We start from the raw sequence: 18,829 nt of genomic DNA on the forward strand, positions 1-18,829 counted from the left end.
TCCATGGCTAAGAAAGTTTGAACGCTATGAACGTGGTCAAGAGCACGATTTTGCCTATGGCTGCCGCACTGGTGGCTGCGATGTTGATAAGCAGCATCTGGTATAGCCCCATGCTATTTGGCCGTCCATGGATTGCACTGCGCAGCGAATGGCTGCATGTCCAACCCAACGCATATATCGCTCCGTGGAAACCTCTGGTGGATATCGTGCGTGAAATCGTCGTCGCCTACGTGCTTACCTATCTCACCGCTCAACTCAAAATCAATCGCCTTACCAGCGCTGCGGCTCTCGGCTTCTTGGTATGGCTTGGATTTCCCGTCGTGATGCTTGTTGGTGCGAGTTTATGGGATGACAAGCCCTGGGCTCTGAGCTTCATACATGCAGGTGACTGGTTCATCAAAATGCTGGTGATGCCCATAATCATCACAGCGACACGTCGCCTAACTCTTGCATCGAAACAGACCTGATCTGAAGGCACAAAACTCGCGAGAAGGCAGCAGCGGGATCATTTCCTGAAAGGCACCCTACCCCGCTTTACCGCCCGTGTTGGCGCGGTGTTTCGCACTGTGGGAGGCAACCTGTATCAAGAGTGTTACACGTTGACGCCATGCGATATTGGCGGGACCATTGCGCCCGTTTGTTGCGTCAATGTAGGTGATTTCGTTCGAAATGAATCGTCACACCGCTCATTAAACCTAGGAGGTTTATATGAAAATCAGTCGCAGCGTTCTCGCCGGCATCTTTGTACTACTCGGCACACTTGCAACATTCCAACCCTCGAATGTGCACGCACAGACCAATGCAGATATTACAAAAGATGCATTTGAAGTCACCGTGCAAATCAACATCAACAATTTTGTCTTCACTCCCATCAACATTCCGACTGGAAAACGACTAATTGTCCAAAGTGTGAATCTCTCAGGTGCCGCACAAACGGCCGGGGCTTATGTGCAGCCCATCGTCGTTGCTGCCTCAAAGCTTGGCGCTGGCAGCTTCAACTACAGCTACTTTGGACCCAACCCTTCCGCTGTTGATCCAACACAGTTTTATGCGTCCTATCCGACAACCATCTATGCGGATACGTTGATGGTAGGGCCAGCGTTCGCAGGCTACACGCCGACATTCTTGGCATTTAATGTGGTGATCAACGGATATCTCGTCGATGCTCCCAAAGTCGCGGCCTCGGCAAGCGTCAGCCAGCAAGATCAGGCCCCTGATCTAAAGCAGCTTGGAAATCGCAGCATCGTTACTCATTAGAAACGTCTCATCATCAACCTAGAAAATGAGATTGGGGTAGTTAATTTCGCTCAACTACCTCTGTCTCGTTTTCCACCTCCACCCCGTTTTTCTTTCCACGGCCGCTGATCCAGCGAGCCTGCTATGCTTGGCCCACACGGCGCGGGGGCGCCGCTCGTCAGGGAAGTGACATCATGGCAACACGTTCCAGAGGGCCTTCAGCCGGCTTTGGCTGGCTGAATCGTGGCATTCGTATGGGTTTCCGCCATCCCAAGCCACTGTTCGGTGGCGCAGTTCTTGTGATGCTGGCGGCGCTGATTCCGTCGTTCATTACACTGCCCATGCAATTTCATTCGCTGCATTCGGGCACGCCATTACCGCCGACCATTTTCGGTTGGATCATGGCGATATCCATGCTGTTCGGTCTGCTTATCTTGCCGCTCTACGCCGGCTACCTGCAGCTGGCCGATGCAGCAGAGCGTGGGCTTCCCGCCCGCGTAGGCGATGTCTTCAAGCCCTATCGAGACGGTAAAGCACTGCGCATTGTCGGCTACGGGGTCGCGATGATGGCGATTTACCTGGCGATGTTGGCCATCGTCATCGTGGCGACCGGCGGCGGCATCGCCCACTGGTACATGGAGGTGCTTACCGCACAGGCCAATCATCAACCCCCACCGGCAACATTACCCGACGGTTTCTGGATCGCCGTATTACTCATCATGGTGCTCGGTATTTTCGTGATGGGTTTCTATTCGATCGGTCTTGGCCAGGTGACACTTGGCAACCGCAGCGTGTTCGGCGCAGTTGGCGATGGCGTGATCGGCGCACTGAAGAACCTGCTGCCGCTGCTCATGCTCGCAGTGGGCTCTGTCCTTATTTGGATCGCTGTCGCCCTCTGCTTTGGGATATTTGCCCTTCTGCTCGCCCTGATTGGCAAGCTCGTGGGCCCATGGGTAGTGTTTGTGCTGATTATTCCGCTCTATATTGCTTTGCTTCTCGCGGTATTCACGACGATGTTCGGGGTGATGTATCACTTATGGCGTGACGTGTGCAGCGATGACATCGTAGCGGGAACGGCTGAAGCAACCGCCGTTTGATAAAAATTACATGCTTGCATAAGGGCGGCTGCGGCCGCCCTAAAACTGGGGTAGCCTCGCCACAGTCAAGCCGCGTATTAGATTACGGATAGTTTTAAGGACAGGGGAATGTATGGAAGGCAATCGTGAAGGTGTAGGCCGGACTGGCCTAGTCGAACAGCCGCGCGATCGGCGACTTTTGGCCGTTGCGCTGATTCTGATTGTGCTGGCGATTCTCTTGGTGCTTCGTGCGTGGGTTAATTGGCGCCATAGCCATCAGGTCCAGCAAGCCGATGCGGATTACGGGTCTTTCATGGCGGCAGTTCACCAGGCTGAAGATATTGCCGATCCGTTGCAGCGTTGCCTGGATTACCCCAGTCTGCCGGGGGCCCATTGGCACGATGACACCACGCGTGCTTACTGTCAGCTACGCAACCTGCATAGCCTTTCCCACGCCGACATCACCGCACTCTTGGCGCAGGGCAAAGCTGGCGACGTGGACAAGGCGTTTCAGGGCTATCTGGATGCGCAGTTGCATGATCCTTCGCAACCAGGTGTCTTCGATGCTGCGTTCTATGCAGCAGGTTTTGATCATTACGACGCGAGCACTCGTAAGCTTGTCGATCAATGGAAGCAGCAGGCACCGGATAGCGCTTTTGCTTTGATCGCCAGCGGCATGCAGTATCTCGACGCGGCCCAGCAGGCAAGAGGATTCGGTTGGGACGACGACCTGACCGACAGCCAGAGAGAAGGCATGGAGGAGCAGTTGGCACAGGCTCGCAACGAGCTGAGTCGAGCTATATCGCTCCTGCCAACTGCAACGCCAGCTTATCGTTCGATGATGTATGCCTCTGCGCTCACTGGCGATCGCGGCAACATGTATCAAGCCGCCAAAGCAGGATTGAAAGTTGATCCGGCGAACTACGCCATTCGCAGTCAGATGATGAACCAGGCGCAGCCGAAATGGGGCCATATGTTCGGCGGCGAGCGAGAGCAGAAGCGAGAAGCCGAAGAACTGGTGGCCCGCAATCCGCTGTTGCGCATGGTGACTTCTCTGCCTGCAGTTTATTCCGCCACGTGTAATTGTGGCGGTGCGACTTTCGAATACGTGCAAAAGGTTCCGGACGCTGTGGATGACAACGTCAGTTACCTAAGTATCAATGATTTGACCAAAGTGACGTATAACGAAGATCCTCGCCTAACCATTGAGCTCTATTCCGAATCGTTGCGCTTTCATCCCACCGACCCCGATGTGCTGCGATGGAGAGCGCAGCTCATGATGAAGCTTGGTGATCCCAAGGGTGCGCTGGAGAGCATTCTGCAGGTGGCGCAGCATTTCCCTTGCAACAATGATGTTGCGCTGGCATTGGCGAATATCTACAACCAAACGGGCCACGTGAAAGAGTCCGAAGATACATACGAGGCCATTCTGCAGCGTGATCCCGACCACCAGAAGGCCATGGCCTGGTTGGGTGATCTGTATAACCATGCTGGTCATCAACCAGAAAAAGCCAAAGCGCTGGCAGATCGATTAATCAGCAGCCACCCCGAAAATCCGGACGGCTATATCGTGCGATCCTGTTATTTGATGGACCACGATTTGCCGGGGCGCTACGAGACCATTCACTACTTTATCGATCACTTTGGCGATCGGGACGAATTCAAGTCGCAGGTGGCGGAGATGCGAGCCTATCTGGCCAAGCACCCGGAGAAAACGGGGCAAGGATAGGTAGCGACGCCAGGTTGCAAGCAGACGGTTTCGCACGTATTGAGTGGGATTTTCCGAAGAACGGTTCCAGGCTCATTTTGCAATATGACTCCGATCCACGATTTCGATCAGATCGATAAGGAGTCAACCTGGAACCGCCTTATCTGCTTTAAACCCGAGCCGCGGGCTCCTAAACTTCCGTCAGGTCGAACCTTGCGAAGAGGCGAGCGCGATGCTGAGCTGGCAAGTGGGCCGGGTGAAGATCACTCGCATTGTTGAGATGGATTTGCCGGTGCCGGTCGAGTGTGTGCGGCAGGCCACGGCGGCGGAGCTGCGCAAGCTGGCGTGGCTCTATCCGCACTTCGTCAGCGAGGATGACAGCATTCTGAAGCTCAGCGTGCACGCGCTGCTGGTCGAAGCGCCGGGGCTGAGGCTAGTTGTCGATACCTGCGTAGGCAACGACCGCCCGCGCGAGATCACTGGTGGCGAGCCGTTGGCGACGCCGTTTCTGCAACATCTTGACGAGGCCGGCTGGTCGCGCGATGGCGTCGACGCCGTGGTATGCACGCATCTGCACGTCGACCACGTCGGCTGGAACACGATGCTCGAGAACGGCAAGTGGGTACCGACTTTTCCGAAGGCACGCTACCTCATCGGTCGGCAGGAGTACGAGTTCTGGCGCACCTATGATGACGAGGAGCAGCAGACGATGCTCGGCGATAGCATCAAGCCGGTCTTCGACGCGGGCCTCGTCCAACTGGTGGAGCTGGACCATGTGATCTCGCCGGAGATCCGGCTCACGCCTTCCATCGGCCACACGCCGGGCCATGTCAGCGTGATGATCGAGTCCGAGGGTGAGCGCGCGGTGATCACCGGCGACATGACCCATCATCCGTGCCAGCTAGCGCACCCTGATTGGATGTTCGGCGACAGCGATCCGGACGCCGCCGTGCTCACCCGCTGGCGTCTCTTCGCCGAGTGGGCCGATCGGCCCACTCTTGTCATCGGCACCCACTTCGCCGCTCCCACTGCCGGCCGCGTCGTTCGCGATGGTGCAGCGTTCCGGCTTGCGGTGTAAACGAGCCACACTCCTGAACCTGTGGACCTTGTGAGCAAAGGGGTCATTTGCTGACCCCTTTGCTGCTTGTGCATCGAGACCAGACGCTGGCTAGACGTTGGCCTAAACCGATCGGGAAACCAACCGACACCGTTTGCCTTCCGGTGCGGCCCGCTTGCAATACACGTCAACGATGGCAACCGTGTTTTGGACAGAGTCGTTCAGCAGGAACCGTTTCGCCACGCCTGGCCCGGCTGAGTTGTCGATAGCCACAGCGACGAACGGCTGCGAGGCCGTACCCTGCATCCGTAGGGCTTCCGACCTCTCGGCCGCTCGCTCCGCTTGTACGTACTGGCTGTGCGTGTTGCCGACCAAGGCCTCCAATCCGTAACCCGTGGGCAAGTTGACGAAGTAGGTCTCGTATTGGCCCGCTGGTGCGGTAACGGTGAAATTTGGCAAATTGGTGGCGTGGGTCTGGTTTTGGGCGACGCTGGTGCTGCCGACGCAGGCAAGACCGAGCGCGGTGGTCATGGCAATGAGCAGGCGTTTCATAGAGGACTCCAAAACGGGCGCCGATGTCCGTTAGCGAATGGTGGGGATGGTCCGGAGAAACAAAACGAGACGAAAGGCGAAACAAAAACGGACGAAGTTCGCTAAACGCTAGTGACGATCTTCATCTCGCTTCCGAATGGTGGACTCTTATGTGCGTCATTCGTCGAGTGGCGATGCTGGTGTAGTTGTTCTACGTCGCTGACTATGTGTCCTTCGCTGCTGGTCAGCATCATGCCCGCTGTTGGATAACACCTCCGCTGGATATGATCGCAACTGCTGGTCGTTATCGCCATGCTGTTTGGCATCACGCAGCTTGGTCAGAGCGCCTCGTTACCCTAGCAACGTGCAACGCGCGAACAGGGGGCAAACTGTAGCTAATGGACGACGAAGGTCAGTTCTAGACGTGTCTGTGAAGTGAGAGCGAAGGCTGGATGTCCCAGCCTTCGCTTCGTCTGAGTCTAGACTGCCTTCTTGCGCAACGAGTCACCCTTGAGTTCCATACGGTGCGAAGCATGCAGAAGACGGTCCAGGATGGCATCCGCGATTGTCGGTTCGCCAATGTAGCTGTGCCACTTGTCGGTGGGGAGTTGCGCGGTGATGATGGTCGAACGTGTGTCGCAGCGATCTTCGATCAATTGAAGAAGCTCCTGCCGCGATCCGGCTCGAATCGGAACCAAACCCCAATCATCAAGGACGAGGACGTCGATACGCTTGAGTTGCGATCGAAGGCGAAGCAGCCGTCCGTCGGAACGCGACAAGTCGAGCTCATCCAATAAATTGGAGACCCGGTGATATTGCACAGTCAATCCTGACCGCATGGCCTGCACGCCAAAGGCACACGCTAACCAGGTCTTTCCTGTGCCAGAGGGACCGGTCAGGATAAGGTTTTGGCTCGTGGTCACCCAATCACAGAGCGCCAACGAGTCAAGTTTCGACCTGTCGAGCTGCCGACTCGCACGAAAGTCGATCGCCTCAATGCTTGCGTTGGGGTATTTGAGTTTTGCTGCTTTGATCAGGCGATTGAGCTTACGGGTATCACGCTCGACGTATTCTGCGTCCACTAGCATCGCTAGACGATCTTCGAACGATAACTCCTGGATCGAGGGAGACTCACGTTGTCTGCGCAGTGCTTGGGCCATGCCGGGCAATCGGAGGCCGCGGATCTTGTCTTCGGTTGCTTGAATGATCATGGAGTCTTCTCCCTGTAGTAGTCCGCGCCCCTAATGTTGCTGTGTGCAGGAACGTCGTTCACGATAGGATCCTCAGGCTCACGATACCGGCCTGACTGCAAAAGCGATTTCACCGTACTGAAGGAAAGCGCCTGGATCTCCACGGCTCGAGCACACGCCAACTCGAATGCCTCCTTGCCGTATTGCTCGCAAAGTGCCATCAGTTTTGATCCGTTGGGGATGCCAAGCTGAGGGCGGCTGCGCCGAAACTGCTCATGCATAACGTTTGCCGCCGCCTTGCCGACAGTGCTCGCCCAGGCATTGAGTTCGCTCTCCGAATGAAGGTGATAAATACGATGGTTTGAGGGACAGTGCATGGGCTCGGTGACAGTTTCCCCCGTGACGATAGAACGACGGTGTGTGGCAACACGTTTTCGCTCCAGGAAAATCTCCACCACTTTTTCACTCACATGCGCACGGACGGTTTTGGCAACTAAGTCGTACGGAACGGAATACCAACTGCCGTCCACCGCGACGTGATAGGTCTTGTCAACGCGTATCTTTCCTGTCCACGTGCCGGGTGAATAGGGAATGCTAGGAAGCGTACGCAAAAGATGCTTCTCTTCTCGCTCAAAAACTGCGTCACGGCTTTCGCCTGTTCGGCGGCGTTGCTTGGCATTGAGTAGATCTAGGTAGATCCGTATCGATCGATTGATCTCTTCCAGAGAGAAAAACTGCATGTTTCGCAGCTTGGCAAGAACCCAAAGCTGAACAATGCGGACCGCATTCTCTACCATGGATTTGTCCTGGGGCCGAAGCGGACGGGCTGGATCGATTAGTACGTCGTACTGGTCGGCGAAAGCCGTGTATTGGGGGTTGATTCGTCGCGCTCCCGCACCGATGACGGCTGCCTTTAGATTGTCGCTGACAACAAATTCGGGAACACCCCCAAAGTACAGAAACATTTCTGCGTGAGACAGCAAGAAGTCACTCGATTGCTGAGTTTCTGTCGCATGCGCAAAGATCCTCATTGAGTGCCCCAGCACGCCAACAAATATCTGGACCGAAATGGGACGATTGCGCTCCCTGCAAAAAAACTGCAGTCCTTTCCCTGAATAGTCGACGTACACGCTTCGCCCAGGTGGGTGCCACATCCGCATGGTCAAGTCGTTGCGTTCTTCATAATCCCGCCAGTGATGAGTGAACTGTGCGTACTTGTACGCGGTGTACGGATCGCTCTCGCGATACTCTTCCCAGAGCAACATCTTCGTCACGCCAGGCTTCTTGAGTTCCTGTATCAATGCTGCGTAATCGGGCATGCGTTTGGTAATAGCTCGACCAACATCTTTGTTGAAGGTGGCATCTAATGATGCGTCGTCGAGACCATGAAGCATGCTCCAGTTAAGCGACTTTTCTTTCGCGATTCGTCGATATCGGCGAATAGTGACCGGCGAGCAGCCAACAAATTCGGCAGCATCTGTCGGCGAAGTGGACGTATTGAGGGCTGTCTGCACGAGCAGCCTGAGATCTTCAGCCATATATCTCCCATCTCTTTGTTCAAGGCACACCAAATCCGCAGCGCTTGGTGAGCACTGTTGACAGAGGGCCAAAAGAGCGCAAAAATCGGAGACGCAAGCCCATCACGACTTTGCATCTCAAGCCCGGCGAACTCTGTTCGTCGGGTTTTTGCGTTGATGACCCGAGGAAAAGCAAGTGATGAAGGGTGTTAAGCCATAGATCCTCCTTCCAGGCGTGATAACTAAGTGGACAAAGGAGCGCCAGGACGCCTGCAACCTACGCCCGAACGATGTAGTTGAAGGCGCGTAAAGAAGCGTTTTCGCTTTTAAGAAGGGTTTCCAGCAGCGATACCCGCAGTGGCTTCGCCATAGCTGGCAGACAGTTCTGTCGAGGCTAGCCAGGCCGCCACGTGCTTCGCACACGCGAAACGTCCCCGGCGACCTTCAATGGTGACCACTGGCACCGGAAGTGCGCCGCGGCAAGCCGCTTGTCGCAAGGCCGATGCAGAGGGATAGGCCAGACACTTCACTAAATTGGCGCCTGTAATGAGCGGCCCATACAGCCGGAGCAGTTGCTCCTCAAGCTCATTAATGCGAGAGAGTGTGACCTGGCGTGACACTTTGTTTTGCATGGTAGCTTGGCGTGAGACGGTGATTGCCGAATGCTATCGAACCGAACTTGAACTCGATAAGGGGGGACAGAGTTGATGACTTCAGTACCCCCACCGAGCCCCACAACGATAAAGTAGCGCTTCCCGATGATCCCAAATCTCTCCCCCAGTGATCCTTCGGCCCAACTACTTCGACTGGCACGTTGTAAAGCGGCTGCAACACGTCAGGGTCTAATGGAACTGTTCGGAACCGTCTCTAACAATCAATTGGAGGTCATCATCGATAAAAAAAGACGCACGGCTTCGCAAGAGAACATCCTGACGCGAAAGTATCGGAGATATGAAGTTCTATCAGCCACGGATGCGCCTTCCGTCATGACTGATCAAACCATTCAAAAGATCGAGAAGGTGGTTGGGACAAAGACGCTTTTGCAATTTTTTCGTGATCACGCGCTTTGGGAATTGCTTACGGAACCGCTGATACCTTTAGAGCGTGTCCGGCAGATCATGACGGAGCTCCCACCCATCTTACGGGCAAGACTATTTGTTCAGATGGACGCGCGTGATCCACAAACGTGGTCGCGGTATCCACTTAAACGCGATGAGGTCCTCGAAATTCGTGACGAGCGATCACTGGATGCCTTGGTTGCTCTTCTTGCCCTATGCCGAGAGGCACAGGTTATCGGCCATTTTCCAGGTCATGTCCTTCCCATGTTATGTGCATTCGAAATATTGCCATGGGTACTTATTGCGAATAGCTGGTTGCGCGCCTGTTGGCTCGATCTTTTTGATTGCCTGAAGGAGTCGTTCTGGTCCAGGGAATATGGAGGTTTTACGTACTCGAATGACCTCAACATAAAAAACATGCAGATCGCAATGATCACGGTCCTACGAAACAACAAGGACCCCCATCTTCCGATAACAGGCGGGAGAAAACATTCGAAATAATCGAGCTTGTGAATTACGCCACTATATGTGGCAGCTTCGATCACACTGGCTTGTTGAACCGGGGGCACTCCGTTTTGAGTGCAACCTTCTTCACTTGTGCGTAACTGCCAACCGCAGGAGCCAATATTAGGTCTCAGCGAACTCGCGCCGATCACTTGATTTCAATCTCAGCGCGCTAGCCTTGCGGTCTCGTAATTCTGGCTTGGCTGGCACGCTACTTATCCACCGCAAAGGTCTGCTTCCATGCCCTGGGCGTCATGCCACATTGATGCTTGAACGCCCTCGATAGCGCGGCCTCGCTGCCGTAGCCCACTTCTACAGCAATCATTTTCAACGGCCGGCCTTGACGGAGCGCTTGCTGCGCTAGCCCTATCCGCCAACTCTGCAAATACGCACCAGGCGTGCACCCCACGGACAAACGAAACGTGCTGGCAAAGATGCTGCGCGACATGCCTGCCCTGCGAGCGAGAGACTCCAGCGACCAGTCCTGTTCGGGTTTCTCATGCATCGCCACCAATGCGTTACGCAGCTTGGGGTGCGACAAACCTGCCAACATGCCACCAGCAATCTGGCCGTTCTCCATGAGATGACGCAGAACCTGGATCAGCACCACCTCAAACAACCGATCGACCAATGGGTGTCGGCCGCAGTTGTCACCAAACGCTTCCTCGAAAAGCAATGCCAATACCGGCTGCGCTCCATCGACGCTGGTGAGTGGCAGGTAAACGAAATCCGGCAAGGCGCTTACGATTGGATTTGCAGCGCCACCTTCAAAACGAAGCTCTGCGCATACCAAATCGATGCCGCACTGTGCGTCCGGCACAAAGCGGCGAGAGATCGGACGCGGATAGAACAGCAGGGCCGGTGCTTCCACCTGCAGCGATGGACGTCCTGGATGAAGAACCTCCATCCCGCCACGCCGGATCAGGTGCATTTGTCCGCTTTCGGGTGGCGCAGAAAAGTCCGTGATGCCGCATAAGGCACCGGACTGAAACATCCGCGCCCGAACCGGGAAGTGATTCAGCAGCGCATCAAGACGATCGGTGCAGAGGTTAGCCAAAAAAGCACTCCTAGTTAAATTTCTCGGACTTTATGTGATCCATAGTCCTGAATCCAGCCCTACATTGCCCGTGCCAAACAAGGGCAATCACTTCCAGATTTAAGGGCAAGCATCATGTCGATCGAGAAAATTCTGTATCGCGCTCAGGCCACCGCCACGGGTGGCCGTGAAGGAAGCGCCATGTCTTCGGACGGCGTCTTGAAGGTTCAGTTGTCCACACCTCGGGAGCTGGGCGGTGCCGGCGGCACGGGCACGAACCCGGAGCAGCTGTTTGCGGCTGGCTATTCAGCCTGCTTTCTCGGCGCGCTGAAATTTGTGGCGGCCATCGAAAAGATCACGCTACCGAATGCCGCCAGTGTCACGGGCACCGTCGGTATCGGCGTCATTCCTACCGGTTTCGGTATCGAAGTCGAGCTGGTCATCGGCTTGCCGGGACTGCCCGAAGATATCGCACAAGCGCTGATTGAGAAGGCTCACATTGTTTGTCCGTACTCGAACGCCACGCGCAACAACATCGATGTGCGCTTGAGCCTCTCCTGATCAAACGCGCTTTCCGAAGGAACCATCATGAAACTCAAATCCACATTTCTTGCCGCTTCGATCGCTTTGCTCGCCGCAAGCGGTGCGATGGCTGCAGAGGATACTTACGTCGAACACGGCACTCAGGCCTTCCTCGACACACTTGCAAAAGCAGGCGGCAAGCCGCTCGAAACGCTCTCTCCCGCTGATGCACGCCAGGTATTGGTGAATGCCCAGAAGGGCGCTCACCTTGCGCCGGCCGATGTAAGCGAAAAAACCATCGTGTCCGATGGCAAGCCGATCAAGCTCACCATCGTGCGCCCTCATGGCGTGAAGAGCGTCCTGCCTGCCTTCATGTTCTTCCACGGTGGCGGCTGGGTGCTGGGCGATTTCCCAACGCACGAGCGCTTTGTCCGTGACTTGGTGGCCGATTCCGGCGCTGTCGCGGTATTCGTCAACTATGACCCGTCGCCGGAAGCCCATTACCCCGTGGCGATCAACCAGGCGTATGCGGCCACGAAGTGGGTTGCCGAGCATGGTGCGGATATTCAAGTGGACGGCAAGCGCCTTGCCGTTGCCGGAAACAGTGTGGGCGGCAACATGGCTGCAGTCGTTGCGCTGATGGCGAAAGCCAATAATGGTCCCACGCTGCGTGCCCAGGTGCTGTTCTGGCCGGTGACGAACGCTAGCTTCGATGACCCGTCCTACAACCAGTATGCGAATGGCTACTTCCTAACCAAGAACATGATGAAGTGGTTCTGGGATGCCTACACGACGGACACTAAGCAACGCCAGGAAATCTATGCGTCGCCGTTGCAAGCGACTTCTGCTCAGCTCAAGGGTTTACCACCAACACTGATCCAGACCGCTGCCAACGATGTGCTCCGTGACGAAGGCGAAGCCTATGCGCGGAAGCTCGATGCCGCTGGCGTGGATGTCGTATCCGTTCGCTACAACGGCATGATTCACGATTTCGGTTTGCTCAACGTGTTGTCCGATATTCCGGCCACCCGTGCGGCACTCCATCAGGCAAGCGAAGAGTTGAAGATGCGTCTTCAGAAGTAAGTCGAAGGTGTATTGCCATTGCCGCGCACCGTTGGTCGCGCGGCAATGGTTTTGCAGGGACTCGCGGTAAGACGTTCCTGGATACGACGGGCGGGCTGGCCATATCGGTCGTTCATCCAACCCCGGCAAAGATCGCCCAACTATTTGATTTTACATAGTGTTCCGTAAAGGCGGACGGCCCATAGTGGCCTGGCGAAGGCCCCCTGTGGGGTACCCGAACAAAAATTAGTTGGACCGCGAATCCTTTTTGCTTCCAGCGTCCTCTTAGGGATTGAGGAATGTCCCTCTTGCCTCCCTGAGGAATCCATCATGTCCACCATCCGTGCTGCTCTCTACGTCAAGAATGTTCCTACCTGGGAACGCGTGGTCCGGATTATCGTATCCGCAGCCATCATCGCCGTCGGCCTCGTTCTACTAAACCAGCCGTGGAACTGGCTCGTCGTCGCTAGTGGTGCTGGTTTCGCACTGTCGGGTATTTTCGGTTTCTGCCCTGCGTGCGCACTGGCTGGTCGTCGATTGGCCAAGGACTCATAACGATGGACCTCGCGCGCCATGAAGTCCTTTTGAAGGATGCTCGCGCCGGCGATGCCGATGCGATCAACCAGGTGTTGGCTCTGTGCCAACCGGACATCCGCCGCTATGCTCAGCGCACCTGCATGATTTCCGATGTGGACGATGCCATACAGGAGAGCCTGATCATTCTCTCCCGACGCATTAGTTCGCTTCGCGCTGTGGCCGCTCTGTCTAGCTGGCTGTTCCGGGTTGTACGGCATGAGTGTCATCGCATGGCGCGCAAGGCCCTACGTGTCGATCCGTGGGATGACGAACGAGCCGAAACATATCTCTCTGTCCATTCCTCCGAGGAATTGCGACACGACCTGGCGGCGGCACTCGAATCGCTGCCGCCGCACTACAGGGAGATCTTGATGCTGCGTGACATTGAAGAATTGACCATCAATGAGATCGCTGCACAACTTGGTGAATCGCGCGCAGCAACAAAGAGTCGCCTTCATCGCGCTCGCCAATTGACCCGCGAATATCTTCTTGGCTGACCCATCAAACAGTCGCCTATGCGCCCCTTGCGCTGCGACCAACTTCGAACTTTGAGGAAATTGAAATGAAAACCATGCCTCACCGCTTGTTCAAAGCGCTGATGGCCGGCGCCCTCATCACCGCGTCGACCTTCACGTATGCCTCTAACTCTAATGCATGCCAGGGCCCGAAGCCGGGTGCGATGGCGGCCTATCAAACGATGGCTATGCAGGCCAATGACGGCGTATGCCTTCAGCTGTTTTCTTGGAAGGCCACGCAGAGTCCACCACGGGGTGTTGTCGTGATCGTTCACGGTCTCCGAGACCACTCTCTTCGTTACGACGATTTCTCGCGAGAGCTTTCCGAGCACGGCTTCGCCGTCTTCGCACAGGATCTACGCGGACATGCTCACTCGGGCGGCCGGCGCCAACGCTTCAATTCCATGGCGCAGATGGTGAGCGATGTCGACCTTGCCGTGAACGAAGCGAAGAAGGAATATCCGGGCGTGCCAGCGTTCGTGTATGGACATAGCTTGGGCGGCCTAATTACTACGGAGTACGCGCTCGCACATGCGAACAAGCTGGACGGTGTCATTCTCAGCGGAGCTGCCTTGCAAAGGCCGCATAGCGTGAGTGGAATTCAGGTTGGCCTCGCCCGAATCATTGCTTCGATTGCCCCTGGTGCCAACGTCGTTGCAGTCGATGATAGTGAGTTCTCGCGAGACAAGGACGTCATGGCGTCTCTCGCAGACGATCCATTGATCAGCCATCAGAAGTTACCTGCCGCCAGCGCCGTCGCCACCATCAACGGCATGGCGGACGTGCAAAAAAAGATGGGGCAGATCACGATGCCGATATTGGTCCTCTATGGCACCGGCGATAAAGTTAATCCGCCCGAAGGAAGCCAAACGCTCTACTCCGCGGTGAGCAGTCGAGATAAGGCATTGAAGGCGTATGACGGCGCCTATCACGACATTCTGCACGACCCACAACGTGCGCATGTCACCGCTGACGTCATCGCCTGGCTGAGCAAACACGCGCCTTCTCAACAAGTCGCCGCCATCAACGGCACCGCAAGCGATGCGACTGAGAACTGAGTCAGTGATGCAGCGCTGATTGGATCAAATCACGACCGGATACCTTCAATGCAAGGTCGGCGGAGTGTGCTGCAGAACAAGTAGCACACTTCAAGCCAAAGTGGCGCGCTGAACCGACTGTGGCGGATGCTATCGTATGCAGCGGCTAAATTTTCTAATGACGTAACGACATCGGCCGTTGATAAAAAGGAGTGAAGCCTGCCTGCAAGATACCTTCTCGATGTGACGGCTCGTCGGGCAGAAAGCGAACGATGAAGAATGTGGCTTTGACCCCGGATTGGATCGCTATCTCCGTCAACGTGTCAGCTAACACTTTATCGGGAGGCTCATTTAGTCCCAATACTATCTCCGTGCGAGATTCCTTACCACGCGTAAGCTCATAGAGAAACGCCTGATTAACACGACCCGTCGCGTTGAACCATTCCGCCAATTTGACGGCGACCGGGAAAAGTGCATCGTCGGGTAACCGAAAGATCCAAGGCGCGTGACGAGATGGCCATTCTGCATCGTAATGTGCCTCTGCGATGTAGCGACGCAGCAAGATTCGCTCTGCGGCCTGCAGCTCGAACGATGCCTCCGAAAGCGGGTTAACGATGTACGTTTGATCGCCAAGGGCTGCTAATAGCACGCGCATGGGAACACGTGCGAGTTGGGCTGGCGTAGGCGGCGCGAATGGCAGGCGCATTGCGCGCGTAAAGATGGGCACGAACGCCGTGCCATCAGTCTCTCGCCGCCATTGCACCAGATTGCGCTCCGGTGTGGCTTCACCTGGTCCCGGGGCTTGCCGCAAGATTACGACCACCCGTTGATGGCTCAGCTCTCGCAAGAAGGCCGCTTCTGCATGAGCATTACGATTGGCATGAAGCCACAGTGACTCCAATCGCTCTTCTTCTGTGTGTGCCATCGTTGGTTCCTACTCATCCACCCATTCGAAGGGGTTCGTTTTTCGCGCTGTCAAAAACAGCTCCAAGGAGGGGCGCTAATGGATGGTGCGATGACGTGCCATGGCAATCATCAATGCATCAAGCGAAGGACGGACGGTGAGATATTCGTCATCCAGTCGTGTGACTTCGTGTGCAAAGATCGTTGCCAGAATGCTCATGGGCAGGTCTGCGGGACGCGTCATCCCCCGGATAGCCCAATTCTCGACGTGTGCCCGACGCGCAAAACTGGCAATCGCATCGGCAAAGACCTGACTCAATCGGGTGGCATCCATGCCACCTTGCTGATGCGTCATGGCGAGCGTTCGCATGGCGAGATAAATGAGATACATCACTTGGCTCGCGCTGAAATCTTTCAGCGCTCTACGTAGAGCATCGATCGCTTGGTCGGTCCATTCCGGGTTGTACCCGGACTTAGCCAGCGTCCAGCTCGCATATTGGGCTACCTCTGCTAAGGCGAGATCTTCCCAAAGAGCCAACAAGGCTTGGAATGTATCCTCGGACAGTTCGATATCCCGAAGCAGCGCCTTCATTTCCTCGTGCTGGCGCCGGCAATCACGTGGAGCCCAACGAATACGCCAGGCGATACTGTCGAACCCATGGCGCATCCAGTCTCGTGCAAGCAGCCAATCTTCGGCGTGCGACTGCGACACTTCGGGCTCGATGATTCCCAGTGCATGTAGCGAGAGCAGGATGCGCTGAGAATAGCTTTCGTGGGGCGCAAGCGGCTTGTTAAGGGCGTCCAGGGGCAATAGGCGTGTCAGCGAAATGTCCGCTCCCACTCGTACGGCCGCCGAGAAAAATAGGCTGGCGGTCAGGTCAGTCGGGTTCACGTCGTACCTTTAAGTTATTGAATTGGATGGCCCATTGGGACGTGGGCGAGCTGCAAGGCAGCACTCCTATACTAAGGAAGTCTTAGTATGCAGGCAAATCCATGCCATCGAAGCTTCTCGCACCATAGCGAGGGCGCGAGAACTGGTGGCACGAGGAGGCAAAAAAGAGGCGGTGGTCGCCACGCGCCTGCGAGAGGCCAGGACGGCCACCGGATTGTCTCAGCGCGAACTTGGGATACGTGCAGGCCTAGATCCCTCAGTGGCGTCCCCACGCATTAATCAGTACGAACGTGGCAAACACACCCCAGACACGAGCACGTTAGCCAAACTGGGCGAGGTCTTGGATTTGCCCATTGCTTATTTCTTCGCCAATGAGGACGATTTGGCCGATCTCATCGCAACGTACCATCGACTGTCTCCAACTCGAAAGCGGAGACTCATAGCTTTGTTAAGGCGTCCTAATCGCTAGCCCCGATACTTGGCAGTTGGGACCACGCGGAACGACATTTGCTTTCTTTTGGTACTCGGACATCGCGACAAGATACTTGGGGCGTCAGAATTACGCAGAGGCCTGGATGAGTACTGTATCCGGCTTAACACCAAAGTCGATTGCGAACAGGCATGCCGTCGCATCGGCGTCGCACGAGCAGAAAAGTAAGTACCATTAGCCCATATCAATTAGCCAGTACGCCAGACTCTCTCATAGGAAAATGTATGAGCGACATCCACAGTGACTTTGATACAGCCAAGGCGATCTCAGATCTACTGAAAGAAAAAGATAAAGATCGCCAAAATCGAATTCTACGATGGGTTGCTGAGAGTTTAGAAATCAGCTTTCAGTCCCCCACTCCGGCAACTCCCAACGCGGCCACTGCAAACGCACCAACCGGACCAGGCGTCGGGGAAACTTTTGGGTTGCCAAAGAGCGCCCCAGATATCAAAACGTTCATGGAGAATAAAAAGCCAAGAAGCGACGTACAGTTTGCAACGGCTACCGCCTATTACTACCGTTTTGAATCCTCGCCGGATCAAAGAAAAGATTCCATTTCGGCCGAAGTCCTGCAGGATGCAGCCAGATTGGTAGGCCGGCAACGGTTCGTGCAACCGCTCATGACGTTGAATAACGCGAAGAACCAGGGGTACATCGATCAGGTAAGTCGTGGAGCTTATCGCATTAACAGTGTTGGCGAAAATTTAGTGGCTATGACACTTCCAAACACTGGCGAAAACGCTGCTGTCTCAAAACGCGCAGCGAAGAAGCGGGCACCGACAGGAAAGAGGAAGGACTCAGTAAAACGGAAACGCTAAAGCAGGATACGAGCGTGACTGACTCGCCATTAGATAAAATTGAACTAACCCTAGATGAGATCGAGAAAGCCAGAAGGAAAATCTCTGGCGGAACGTCAGTGCAGGTTACTCAACTAGATACTCTTCAATATCTGAAGGCCACGGCTTACTCTTGGTTTCGCAGCCATCGGCCCAGTCTGGAAAATGTATTGCCGGCTACCAGTCTCTCGGCCGTGGATGGCCACTTGCAGCGCATTCTAGAGGCTACGTCGAAGGCATCAAGTAGAACAACATACAAGACATGCCTTAAAGATGCCAAAGCTGCAGTCAATCGATTGCGATCTGATTTGCTAACGGCAAATCCTATTTCTTCTTATGATCCTCCACCAAATTTCGCGGCTCTGGCGAGCGATACGCAAATGCAAGATATTCTCAATCGAAGATGGGATGAATGTCAGAAATGCATAAGCGCAGAGGCCCATCTTGCGGCGACCATAATGATGGGAGGTCTTCTTGAAGCACTGTTCGTCGCCAAAGCGAATCGTTTAACAGATAAACGCCCACTTTTTACTCAAAAGTCCACACCGAAGGACAACAAAACACAGAAACCATTGAGCCTTTCAGAATGGACATTGCGTCCTTATATCGAAGTGGGTCACGAACTTGGCTGGATATCTCGTTCCGGCAAAGATGTAGCTGCTGTGCTGCGCGACTACAGAAATTATGTGCACCCCGAAAAGGAGCGATCCCATGGGGTTTCCCTGAATAACCATGACTCGGCAATGTTTTGGAGCCTGACTAAAAGCCTTGCGACGCAGTTGCTGACTCCGTGACCCATTCGATGGCGGTGGTTATTGAAGCAGGATAGGCCACCGGCCATGTATTGATCATCGGGTTTACCGGCTCGCTTCGCGGCTTCTTCCGATCGACTCAACCCACTATACCGGGTCTTGTGCGCACACCGATAAAGTTGATCACCCGAACCAATCTTTCATGATCAGCGCGCCAGCATCCTGACTAGCGGAAGGCCATCGGCCGGAGTTGGCCAGGGGCAGCTATTGAACACGGGATTGCGGCCCATCTATCGAATCAGACCACAGCGGCCGCGCAGACCTGCTCTGT

21 protein-coding genes are annotated in these 18,829 nt (G+C 55.2%); 14 read left to right on the plus strand and 7 right to left on the minus strand.

The window, feature by feature from the left end:
- The first annotated feature begins 26 nt into the window (after positions 1 to 26).
- The 3 genes from QQJ86_RS16850 to QQJ86_RS16860 all read left to right on the plus strand — a co-directional run bounded on the left by QQJ86_RS16850 (position 27) and on the right by QQJ86_RS16860 (position 2,333).
- Complete coding sequence (locus tag QQJ86_RS16850) at positions 27 to 467, plus strand: DUF1761 domain-containing protein (RefSeq protein WP_284322133.1); 441 nt, start codon at positions 27 to 29, stop codon at positions 465 to 467.
- A 241-nt stretch (positions 468 to 708) separates the two neighbouring features.
- Complete coding sequence (locus QQJ86_RS16855) at positions 709 to 1,257, plus strand: hypothetical protein (RefSeq protein WP_284322134.1); 549 nt, start codon at positions 709 to 711, stop codon at positions 1,255 to 1,257.
- A gap of 233 nt (positions 1,258 to 1,490) precedes the next feature.
- Positions 1,491 to 2,333, plus strand: a complete 843-nt coding sequence (locus tag QQJ86_RS16860; protein WP_284322135.1) for a hypothetical protein — start codon at positions 1,491 to 1,493, stop codon at positions 2,331 to 2,333.
- Positions 2,334 to 2,481: 148 nt separating this feature from the next.
- Here QQJ86_RS16860 and QQJ86_RS16865 read toward each other — a convergent pair whose 3' ends face one another.
- Positions 2,482 to 2,712, minus strand: a complete 231-nt coding sequence (locus QQJ86_RS16865; RefSeq protein WP_284322500.1) for a hypothetical protein — start codon at positions 2,710 to 2,712, stop codon at positions 2,482 to 2,484.
- Between the two features lie 96 nt (positions 2,713 to 2,808).
- Here QQJ86_RS16865 and QQJ86_RS16870 point away from each other — a divergent pair, with 96 nt between their 5' ends.
- Positions 2,809 to 4,041 (plus strand): tetratricopeptide repeat protein, encoded by a 1,233-nt coding sequence (locus tag QQJ86_RS16870; RefSeq protein WP_345782824.1) that lies wholly within the window; start codon positions 2,809 to 2,811, stop codon positions 4,039 to 4,041.
- 211 nt (positions 4,042 to 4,252) lie between these two features.
- A complete protein-coding gene (locus QQJ86_RS16875) occupies positions 4,253 to 5,098 on the plus strand; it encodes an MBL fold metallo-hydrolase (protein ID WP_284322136.1) in 846 nt (281 codons plus the stop codon).
- Between the two features lie 102 nt (positions 5,099 to 5,200).
- On the opposite strand, the gene QQJ86_RS16880 is transcribed toward QQJ86_RS16875, so the two are convergent.
- The 3 genes from QQJ86_RS16880 to istA form a co-directional block, all read right to left on the minus strand.
- Positions 5,201 to 5,629, minus strand: coding sequence for a hypothetical protein (locus tag QQJ86_RS16880; RefSeq protein ID WP_284322137.1), 429 nt, complete (start codon positions 5,627 to 5,629; stop codon positions 5,201 to 5,203).
- A gap of 458 nt (positions 5,630 to 6,087) precedes the next feature.
- Positions 6,088 to 6,819, minus strand: coding sequence for an IS21-like element helper ATPase IstB (gene istB / locus QQJ86_RS16885; RefSeq protein WP_284322138.1), 732 nt, complete (start codon positions 6,817 to 6,819; stop codon positions 6,088 to 6,090).
- On the minus strand, positions 6,816 to 8,336 hold the full coding sequence (gene istA, locus QQJ86_RS16890; RefSeq protein ID WP_284322139.1) for an IS21 family transposase: 1,521 nt from the start codon (positions 8,334 to 8,336) through the stop codon (positions 6,816 to 6,818). The genes istB and istA overlap by 4 nt, the downstream gene beginning before the upstream one ends.
- Before the next feature lie 824 nt (positions 8,337 to 9,160).
- On the opposite strand from istA, the gene QQJ86_RS16895 reads away from it, so the two are divergent.
- Entirely contained in the window at positions 9,161 to 9,874 is a 714-nt protein-coding gene (locus QQJ86_RS16895) for a hypothetical protein (RefSeq protein WP_284322140.1), read from the plus strand.
- Between the two features lie 214 nt (positions 9,875 to 10,088).
- Here the strand turns inward: QQJ86_RS16895 and QQJ86_RS16900 are convergent, their stop codons facing one another.
- The gene (locus QQJ86_RS16900; RefSeq protein WP_284322141.1) at positions 10,089 to 10,934 is read right to left on the minus strand and encodes an AraC family transcriptional regulator; all 846 of its coding nucleotides are present in this window, start codon (positions 10,932 to 10,934) and stop codon (positions 10,089 to 10,091) included.
- Positions 10,935 to 11,048: 114 nt separating this feature from the next.
- Here QQJ86_RS16900 and QQJ86_RS16905 point away from each other — a divergent pair, with 114 nt between their 5' ends.
- From QQJ86_RS16905 to QQJ86_RS16925, 5 genes are all read left to right on the plus strand, one after another.
- Positions 11,049 to 11,474 (plus strand): organic hydroperoxide resistance protein, encoded by a 426-nt coding sequence (locus QQJ86_RS16905; RefSeq protein WP_284322142.1) that lies wholly within the window; start codon positions 11,049 to 11,051, stop codon positions 11,472 to 11,474.
- A 27-nt stretch (positions 11,475 to 11,501) separates the two neighbouring features.
- A complete protein-coding gene (locus QQJ86_RS16910) occupies positions 11,502 to 12,518 on the plus strand; it encodes an alpha/beta hydrolase (protein ID WP_284322143.1) in 1,017 nt (338 codons plus the stop codon).
- A gap of 309 nt (positions 12,519 to 12,827) precedes the next feature.
- On the plus strand, positions 12,828 to 13,052 hold the full coding sequence (locus tag QQJ86_RS16915; RefSeq protein ID WP_284322144.1) for a YgaP family membrane protein: 225 nt from the start codon (positions 12,828 to 12,830) through the stop codon (positions 13,050 to 13,052).
- A 2-nt stretch (positions 13,053 to 13,054) separates the two neighbouring features.
- The gene (locus QQJ86_RS16920; RefSeq protein ID WP_284322145.1) at positions 13,055 to 13,570 is read left to right on the plus strand and encodes an RNA polymerase sigma factor; all 516 of its coding nucleotides are present in this window, start codon (positions 13,055 to 13,057) and stop codon (positions 13,568 to 13,570) included.
- Between the two features lie 86 nt (positions 13,571 to 13,656).
- Complete coding sequence (locus QQJ86_RS16925) at positions 13,657 to 14,646, plus strand: alpha/beta hydrolase (RefSeq protein WP_284322146.1); 990 nt, start codon at positions 13,657 to 13,659, stop codon at positions 14,644 to 14,646.
- A gap of 154 nt (positions 14,647 to 14,800) precedes the next feature.
- On the opposite strand, the gene QQJ86_RS16930 is transcribed toward QQJ86_RS16925, so the two are convergent.
- Together QQJ86_RS16930 and QQJ86_RS16935 are read right to left on the minus strand one after the other, a co-directional pair.
- Complete coding sequence (locus QQJ86_RS16930) at positions 14,801 to 15,550, minus strand: SseB family protein (RefSeq protein ID WP_284322147.1); 750 nt, start codon at positions 15,548 to 15,550, stop codon at positions 14,801 to 14,803.
- Between the two features lie 75 nt (positions 15,551 to 15,625).
- Entirely contained in the window at positions 15,626 to 16,420 is a 795-nt protein-coding gene (locus QQJ86_RS16935) for a hypothetical protein (protein WP_284322148.1), read from the minus strand.
- A 172-nt stretch (positions 16,421 to 16,592) separates the two neighbouring features.
- Between QQJ86_RS16935 and QQJ86_RS16940 the strand changes: the two genes are divergently transcribed.
- The 3 genes from QQJ86_RS16940 to QQJ86_RS16950 all read left to right on the plus strand — a co-directional run bounded on the left by QQJ86_RS16940 (position 16,593) and on the right by QQJ86_RS16950 (position 18,540).
- Positions 16,593 to 16,889 carry a helix-turn-helix domain-containing protein gene (locus tag QQJ86_RS16940; RefSeq protein ID WP_284322484.1) on the plus strand — a complete coding sequence of 99 codons (297 nt, stop codon included), beginning with the start codon at positions 16,593 to 16,595 and terminating at the stop codon, positions 16,887 to 16,889.
- Between the two features lie 245 nt (positions 16,890 to 17,134).
- The gene (locus tag QQJ86_RS16945) at positions 17,135 to 17,728 is read left to right on the plus strand and encodes a hypothetical protein (protein WP_284322149.1); all 594 of its coding nucleotides are present in this window, start codon (positions 17,135 to 17,137) and stop codon (positions 17,726 to 17,728) included.
- A 14-nt stretch (positions 17,729 to 17,742) separates the two neighbouring features.
- Complete coding sequence (locus QQJ86_RS16950) at positions 17,743 to 18,540, plus strand: hypothetical protein (protein ID WP_284322150.1); 798 nt, start codon at positions 17,743 to 17,745, stop codon at positions 18,538 to 18,540.
- Positions 18,541 to 18,829: the final 289 nt, after the last annotated feature.

Origin of the sequence: Dyella acidisoli, from assembly GCF_030160295.1 — a bacterium.
Classification (GTDB): domain Bacteria; phylum Pseudomonadota; class Gammaproteobacteria; order Xanthomonadales; family Rhodanobacteraceae; genus Dyella_B; species Dyella_B acidisoli.